The sequence below is a fragment of the Rhodococcus sp. A14 genome (genome assembly GCF_011603105.1).
Classification (GTDB): domain Bacteria; phylum Actinomycetota; class Actinomycetes; order Mycobacteriales; family Mycobacteriaceae; genus Rhodococcus_F; species Rhodococcus_F opacus.
Map to the genome: position 1 here is coordinate 1 of NZ_JAAOQS010000188.1, position 8365 is coordinate 8365.

Genomic DNA, 8365 nt, shown 5'->3' on the forward strand with positions numbered 1-8365 from the left:
CTTCGCTGGCGGCGGGGGCGGGGGGCTTGAGGTTCGACCACTGGCAAAGCGCGCCATTGAGCTCGGCGATGAGGACGCCGATGACGACAGCGCACACAAGAGCGGCGACCCGCCGGATCGCTGAATGCGGCACCCCTGGGGCATCCAGTGTCGCGATGAGCGCAGCCCAGAACGGGTCTTCGGGCTGGATGAAGTCCGGTTGACTGAACGAGTAGGCCATGAGGTTGGGGTGGCGGTGCGCCAGCGTCCGGAAATCTGTGGCAAGCAGGCGGATGCGCTCCTGCCAGGGAGCGTCCTCCAGCATCACGGTGCGGAACTGGGCGCCGACCAACCTCGCCACGCCGCGCAGCAGGGCGTCCTTGTTCGGCACGTGGTGGTACAGCGACATCGGGTTCGCATCCAGCGCGGTCGCGAGTTTGCGCATGGTGAGCGCCTCGACCCCGTCCGCGTCGATGAGCCGCAGGGCGGCGGCATAGATCCCGGCCTCGGTCAGAGGTACCTCTCTCCTCCTCGTTCTCCGCGGCAGTCGCTTCTTTTTTTTCATACGTCGTACGGTATCGGTTCTTTGCGGCGTGTGGACATGGACTCGACCCCCACGGTGACGGAGCAGACACTCCCTCGACCCGGATCGCGCTTGAAGTTCCATACTACGTATGGTTCTGTTCCATACGGCGTACGTTTCCGTGGTGCACCGCGGCACCGACCGGCGCCCTTGCCCATCCCTCTCCACACAAAGGAGCAAGCCATGACCACGTCGAACAACCTTCGCCCCATCCGGTCCCCACGCGGGATACCCCTCCTCGGCCACACGCCGCAGATCCCCAGTACCAACCCCGTGGAGTACTTCGGCGAGCTGTCCAAGCAGTTCCCCGAGGGCATCTACGGCATGGACATCGCTGGCATCGAGCAGGTCTTCGTCTACGACCCCGACCTGGTGGCCGAGATCTCTGACGAGACGCGGTTTTTCAAGCAGATCGAGAAGACGCCGCTGCATCACGTTCGGGACTTCGCGGGGGCGGGCCTGTTCACGGCCCACCAGCACGAAGAGGAATGGGGAATGGCGCACCGTGTCCTCATGCCGGCCTTCAGCCAGCGGGCCATGAAGGCCTACTACGGGCAGATGCTGGAGATCGCCCAGAACCTGGTGGGCAAGTGGGAGCGCAGGGAGGGTCAGCCGGTCCGCATCACCGACGACTACACCCGGCTGACCCTGGACACCATTGCCCTGTCGGGGTTCGGCTACCGGTTCCAGTCCTTCGACGAGGAGGAGCTACACCCCTTCCTCAACGCACTGCTGGGCGCGCTGGTGGAGTCGCTGCGGCGCTCGCAGGAGCTGCCGATGCTGACCAAGCTGCGCAAGGCGGATGACAAGAAGTACCGCGAGAACATCCGGCTGATGCAGAATCTGGTCGAGAGCGTGATCAAGGAGCGCCGTCAGGGGAAGGGCAGTGGTGAGCAGGACCTGCTGGGTCTGATGCTCGAGGCCACCGACCCGGAGACCGGTAAGCTGCTGGCCGACGACAACGTCCGCGACCAGGTGCTGACGTTCCTGATCGCCGGTCACGAGACAACCAGTGGTCTGCTGTCGTTCGCCATGTACTCGCTGATGCGCAACCCGCACGTGCTGGCCCAGGCCTACGCCGAGGTGGACCGGCTGATGCCCGGCGACACGGTCCCGGACTACGACACGATCATGAAGCTCGATGTCATCCCGCGGATCCTGGACGAGACCCTGCGCCTGTGGGCTCCCATCCCGGCATTCGGCAAGGCGCCGATAGCGGACACCGTCATCGGCGGCCGTTACGAACTGAAGAAGGGCACGCGGGTCAACATCCTCGAAGGCCCGCTGCACACCCACCCGAAGGCGTGGGAGCGGCCGGAGGAGTTCGACATCGACCGGTGGCTGCCGGAGAACCGTGCCCAGCACCACCCGCACGCCTACAAGCCGTTCGGTAACGGTGTGCGTGCCTGCATCGGCCGGCAATTCGCGCTCACCGAGGCCCGCCTGGCCCTGGCGCTGGTGCTGCAGAAGTTCAAGTTCTCCGACACCGGCGACTACAAGATGGACGTCAACGAGGCGCTGACGCGCAAGCCGAGCGACTTCGAGCTGGTCGTGCGGACTCGACAGGAGCACGAGCGGACCGTGTTCGGCGCCGTACAGCTGCAGTCGGATGACGTCTCGGCGCCGGCGGCAGTCAGCGGTGTCGGAGTGCACCTGACCGTCGCCTACGGCTCCAGCCTGGGATCGTGCGAAGACCTGGCGCGCACCATCGCCGACCGCACCGAGCGCTCCGGGTTCGGCACCACGCTGACGAGCCTGGACGAGCTGGGTGACAACCTGCCCACCGAGGGCCTGCTCGTCGTCGTCGCCGCCAGCTACAACGGCAAGGCGCCGGACAACGCCCAGCGCTTCGACGACCTGATCGCCGCCGGACTGCCCGAGGGCTCGTTGTCGAACGTACGGTTCGCCCTGCTGGGCGCCGGCAACACCCAGTGGGTGGCGACCTACCAGGCGTTCCCCACGCGGATCGAGGAGGCGCTGCTGGCGGCCGGCGCGACCCCGGTGGTCGAGCGGGGCATCGCGGACGCCGCGGGCGACTTCGACGGCATGGCCTCCCGCTGGATGGACACCCTGTGGGCCACGCTGGCCGAGGAGTACGCCGCCGACACCTCCGACGCGAGCGGACCGCGCTACCAGGTCCAGCTGCTCACCGAGGCGGACGTACGCCCCGCCATCGTCTCCGAGCAGGCCTACCCCCTGACGGTGGTCGCCAACGAGGAACTCGTGGCCGATGCGACCGGGCTGTGGGACTTCAGCATCGAACCGCCGCGCCCGTCGGCGAAGTCCATCACCATCGAACTCCCCGAGGGCGTCACTTACGACACCGGCAACCATCTGGCCGTCTTCGCCAAGAACGAGCCGGCCCTGGTCGACCGAACCCTCGCCCGCCTCGGCGTCGACCGCGACCAGGTCCTGCGCCTGGAACAGCCCGCAGGCGGCCGGACGCACCTGCCGGTCGGTACGCCCGTCACCGCAGGCCTGCTGCTCACCGAGTTCCTGGAATTGCAGGACGTGGCCACCCGCACCCAGGTACGCATCCTGGCCGAGCACACCGATTGCCCGTGGACTCGGCCTCAGCTGGAGGCGTACGCGGCGGACGCCGAGGAAGCCGAGCAGCGCTACCAGACGGAAATCCTCGCCAAGCGGGTCTCGGTGCTGGGCCTGCTGGAGCGCTTCACTGCGGTGGAGCTGCCGCTGGGGGTGTTCCTGGAGATGATGGGGCCGATCCGTCCCCGTTTCTACTCCATCTCCTCGGCCCCGCTGGCCGACCCGCGCCACGTGCGCCTGACCGTCGGTCTCCTCGAAGGGCCCGCCCTGTCCGGTGACGGCCAGTACCGCGGTACCTGCTCCTCCTACATCGCAGGCCAGGAGCCCGGCGACGTCTTCTACGGCTACGTTCGCGTGCCCTCCCCGACCTTCGCCCCGCCGGCCGACCCCGCCACGCCGCTGCTCCTCATCGGTCCCGGCACCGGCATCGCGCCGCTGCGCGGATTCCTGGAGGAGCGCGCCCGGCAGCACGAGAACGGCACGAAGGTGGGCCTGTCGCAGGTCTTCGTCGGCTGCCGCCACCCGGAGCACGACTACTTCTATCGGGACGAGATGCAGACCTGGGAGCAGGCCGGGATCGCCCAGGTCCACAGCGCCTTCTCCGCGGTGACCGGCCACCCTGCCCGTTTCGTGCAGAACGCCATCGCCAACGCCGCCGACACGGTGTGGCAGGCGCTCCAGGACGGCGCGTACATCTACGTCTGTGGTGACGGCCGCCGCATGGCGCCCGCCGTCCGTGAGGCCCTCGCCGCGATCTATCGCCAGCGGACCGGCGGCGACGACGAAGCCGCCCAGCAGTGGCTCGTCCAGCTCGAAGCCGACGAGCGCTACCAGCAGGACGTCTTCGCCTGACCCCCCCAAGACGCCGGGAGGCTTGCGGCCCCATCCGCTGCCCCGCACGCGTCCCGGCCCTCACAAGCCCGTCAGACACCAGCACCCCTAGGCCCGAACCGCCTGGGAGTGCCGCTCACAGAAAGCAGATCATCATGGACACCATGCTCGCCGGACGCTTCCACCTGGACAGCAAGAAGTTCGTCGTGGAAGAGGTCCCCGTCCCCGTGCCCGGACCGGGCGAGATACTCATCGAAGTCAGGGCCGCCGGCGTCTGTCTCTCGGACGTGCACCTGATCGACGGCTCCCTCGTTCCGCTGTTCGCCACCTCCGACGTGGTCACCGTCGGCCACGAGGTCTCCGGGGTGATCCACACCCTCGGCCCCGACCTCGAGAGAGGCCTGACCGTCGGCACCCGCGTCACCCTGGAGGCCGGCAAGACCTGCGGCCGGTGCGCCGGCTGTGTGCGCCGCCGCCCCTGCACCCAGATGCTCACCGCCGGCATCGACTACGACGGCGGCTGGGCCCAGTACACCCTCGCCCGCGAGGACACCCTCATTCCCATCCCCGACAGCCTCCCCTTCGACCAGGCCGCGATCATCCCCGACGCGGTCTCCACTCCCTACGCCGCCGTCGTCGCCACCGCCGGCGTACGCCCCGCCCAGTCCGTCGGCATCTGGGGCGTGGGCGGAGTCGGCGCACACAACGTACGCCTCGCCCGCCTGGTCGGCGCTGCACCGATCATCGCCATCGACCTGCTGCCCAGCGCCCGGGAACGCGCCCTGGAATTCGGCGCGGACCTCGCTCTGGACCCGGCCGCCCCCGACTTCGCCGACCAGGTCCGCACGGCCACCGCCGGGCAGGGCCTCGACTTCGCCTTCGACTGCGCCGGCGTGCCCGCCGTCCGCGAGCAGGCCGCCTCCGTACTCGGCCTCAATGGCTCCCTGATCCTGGTCGGCATCACGCCCAGGCCGCTCACCATCACCGAGGGTCTGACCTTCAACTACATGATGAAGCAGGTACGCGGCCACTACGGCGGCACGCCCGAGTCAGTCACCGAGCTGGTGCAGCTGGCCTCCAGCGGTCGCCTCGACCTGGCCCCCTCCATCACCGACCACATCCCGCTGGCGGACGCCGCCGACGCCGTCCACCGGCTGGAGAACAAGATCGGCGACCCGATCCGCCTCATCCTCGTCCCCTGACACCTCTCCAGTGGGACATCAAAGCCACCCCGGGCGGGGTGAGTGGGCGCCGGTGCCGAGGGACACCGGCGCCCATGGCCTTCCGGTATCTGCTGGCCTGGCACCCGCCGACTCGTAGCCGGGTGCCAGAGCCCGGCGTCCTCCGTGGCGGCGCACGATTCGGAAGTGGAGATGGGAGTCATGCCGGTGTCCGATGTCCTGGCCGCACTCCGCGGCGCCGTGTTGCTCGCTCGAACCGCACGTATTCTCGCGACCGCTCGGCAGAAACTGGGGGACCACCCCGACACGAGTCTCGACAGCATCGCTCAGGCGGCCGGCGTCGCACGGCGCACCCGGTACGGGCACTTCTCCAGCTGGCTAGTGCTGGTCGCCGCCTTGACGCGGGAAGCAGGCCAAGCGCTTCAACAGGCGCCCGCCGCGGCCCGTATTCCAGGTGCCGACCCGCTGGAGGCGATGGCGCGGACGGCCCTGGCGGCATGGGCGGTGGGCGACGAATACCGCATGCTCATCTCCTCGAGGCGCCGGGATCGGGGAGATGAGACCATCCGAGCCATCCTGGCACCGGCGGCCGAAGAGGCCACCGTGCGACGTGGTCAGGAGGAAGGCGTGTTCGCGGACCATGTTCCCGCCCCAGTCCTCGCCCTGGCGCTGGAAGCGCTGATGCCGGCCCTCCTCGATGAGAACGCCGCGTCCACCTGGGCGGATCCCACGGGTGAGGCTGCGGCGACCGCGCTCCTCGTCGCCGCCGGGCGTAGCACCACAGGTGGCTGCGCTCCACGTGGGGAAGGTTCTGCATGAATCAGAGGGGCATGAACGGCGTTCCGACACTCCCTGACCCGTGCATGAACGTGTCCACAGCCTCCACCCCCGATGGCTGCCGCCAGCTCGGAAGGCGGGCCTGTGTCCCACCGCGGCCCTGGAGACGCGTGGCCGAGCCTTGCGGCTACCAACTTTTGCGCAGCGACAGTTGACGCTGTGTGAGGCCGATGAAGCCCCGGGTGCGCTCGCTCCACCCACCTACTCGACCTGGACGACACCGAACGGTTCGGCCTGGCTCCGGGTACTCGGTATGAACGCCTCTCAGCATCAGGCGAGGTAGGGCAGGAGGCGCCGGACCAGGCGGTGGTCTGCCCACCGACCGCTGTGCGGTCGAGCCTGGGCGGGTAACGGACCAGGGACGTAACGTCGCCGCGTGCGTCCGCCGCTTCGCCGCCTCAGTGCGCAGGGACTGGGGCAGCGGAGAAGTGTCCGTCAGTGCCCACGACAGCCGCTCCGCTCCGTCACGGCTCCTCGCGGGTTCGTGCGATATGGCTTTCCACGCCGGCGATCGTGGCGTCCAGCGCATAGCTGAACATCGCGTCGACCACGTCCTTCCGGGGTGGGGGGGCGTCTTCCCCGTCGGGGCCGGGTCGTGCCGGCGGCAAGGTGGTCCACCGCTGGAGTGCTCCGGTCAGTTCGCTGAGCAGCAGCCCCGTGAAGACCGCGCACAGGGAGGCAGCGACGCGCGGGATCTCCGAGGCCGGCAGTTTCGCGGCGGCTAGGACGTCGGTGAGTCCCCGCCAAAAGGGGTCTTCCGGCTGGACGTAGTCGGCGCGCGCGAAGGAGTACGCCATCAGCTTGGGATGGCGGTGCGCCAAGGCGCGGAAGTCGAGCGCCAGTTGGCGCAATCGCTCCTGCCATGGAATGTCCGTCTGCTCCCCCGTGCGGAACTGCGAGCCGACGCGCGCGGCCACGCTGTGCAGCAGCGCCTCCTTGTTCGGCACGTGGTGGTACAGCGACATCGGGTTGGCATCCAACGCGGTCGCGAGTTTGCGCATGGTGAGCGCCTCGACGTCGTCGGCGTCGATGAGCTGCAGCGCCATGGCGTAGATGCCGTCCTTGGTGAGCGGTACGTCCCTCTTCCTCGTCCCCCGTGGTGCCTTCCGCCGCATTTCCATACGACGTATGGTACCACTGAGTATTTCCGTGCGCCGTATGGAAAGTCGTGGTGACGCATCGGCCGCCTTCCCGCGTACCCCCGGCCGAGACCCCTCCTCGCCCTGCGCGGCGATCAACGACTTCCTGCGGTGGCCTTTGTCCAACATGCGGCGTTGAATGTCGCCACCGGGCAAGGTCATCGGCCTGCACCAGCGTCGCCACCGACACCAGGAGTCCTGCGGTTCCTCAAAACCATCGACACCAACACCCCTGCCGAGTTGGACTCCCACCTGGCATGCGACAGTACACAACGCACGAGACCCCAGCGATCAAGAAATGCCTGGCCGGCCACCCACGCGGTTCCAGCTGCATTTCACCCCACCCTCGAGTAGCTGACTCGACCTCACGGAGCGCTGGTCCGCCGAGTCGACCAACCGCACGTTCGCCGCCTCCAAAACCGCCACCTGGTGCGACCGCGCCGCCGCCCGCGACCTCTGGGACCTCTGGGCACTGACCAACCTCGGCGCCATCAACCCCGACACCGCGGCACTGTTCCGCAAACACGGGCCGACAGGGAAGAACCCCGGGAACTACGCCTTCACCAAACCGCCCAGCGACAACGAATGGCACACACAACTCGCCGGCCAAACCCGACTCACCATCACCGCACCCGACGCCCTCCACTGCGAGGGCCCAACTACCGTCGACCCTCAGCGCGCATGATGGCGTCGGAGGAACGCGACGATCTCCGCACGGCGTGGCTATGTGGCTGCGCGCCGTGCAGGAAGAGTGGAACGCCAATGTCTTTTCGTCGCTGCATGTTTGACGCATTACGTGTGGTCGCCGCGCACCGCGCTGGAAGGTGCTGGGCAGGAGGAGTTGCGGGGGAGTTCGGGAGGTGTCAGGGGTGGGGTGTGAGGTGCGCCCATACGGTGCGCCCCTCCGCCTCCCCGAAACTGATCTCACGCAACCTCGCATCCGCCCTCACCCCAATACCGAGCACGTCGGCAAGGATCCACGCAGTCTCCGCGGCGCGAGCGAGATCGGACGTCGCAATCCGCAGCGGCCGGCCCACCTCCGCGCGGCGACGCCGCAGCTCCCGCGCAACCCGGCCGGCATCACGACGCCCCCGGCGTCAGCCGCGAGTCGAACCAGCCGCCCATCAAATCACGCACGGTGTGCTCAGCATGCGGTGCGTCACCACAAACAGCTCATGCATGAGCGGCACAATGAACCCGACACAAGCGAGTACACGGGACATGTCATCTGCCAAGGCCAGAGCGCTCCCCAGGCCCCGGTCCTCCCC

At 68.3% G+C, this 8365-nt stretch carries 5 protein-coding genes and 1 pseudogene; 4 read left to right on the forward strand and 2 right to left on the reverse strand.

Annotation, left to right across the window (positions count from 1 at the left end):
* The coding region (locus G9373_RS43885; RefSeq protein ID WP_167121085.1) for a TetR family transcriptional regulator at positions 1–544 on the reverse strand (544 nt) is incomplete at its 3' end.
* 201 nt (positions 545–745) lie between these two features.
* Between G9373_RS43885 and G9373_RS43890 the strand changes: the two genes are divergently transcribed.
* From G9373_RS43890 to G9373_RS43900, 3 genes are all read left to right on the forward strand, one after another.
* Entirely contained in the window at positions 746–3961 is a 3216-nt protein-coding gene (locus G9373_RS43890; protein ID WP_005566123.1) for a cytochrome P450, read from the forward strand.
* 134 nt (positions 3962–4095) lie between these two features.
* Positions 4096–5142, forward strand: coding sequence for a zinc-binding dehydrogenase (locus G9373_RS43895; protein WP_005566122.1), 1047 nt, complete (start codon positions 4096–4098; stop codon positions 5140–5142).
* A gap of 180 nt (positions 5143–5322) precedes the next feature.
* Positions 5323–5940 (forward strand): TetR/AcrR family transcriptional regulator, encoded by a 618-nt coding sequence (locus G9373_RS43900; protein ID WP_240482920.1) that lies wholly within the window; start codon positions 5323–5325, stop codon positions 5938–5940.
* Between the two features lie 482 nt (positions 5941–6422).
* Here G9373_RS43900 and G9373_RS43905 read toward each other — a convergent pair whose 3' ends face one another.
* Positions 6423–7079, reverse strand: coding sequence for a TetR/AcrR family transcriptional regulator (locus G9373_RS43905; protein WP_043789512.1), 657 nt, complete (start codon positions 7077–7079; stop codon positions 6423–6425).
* A 430-nt stretch (positions 7080–7509) separates the two neighbouring features.
* On the opposite strand from G9373_RS43905, the pseudogene G9373_RS48460 reads away from it, so the two are divergent.
* A pseudogene (locus G9373_RS48460) lies at positions 7510–7782 on the forward strand (nucleotidyl transferase AbiEii/AbiGii toxin family protein); the annotation flags it as partial.
* Positions 7783–8365: the final 583 nt, after the last annotated feature.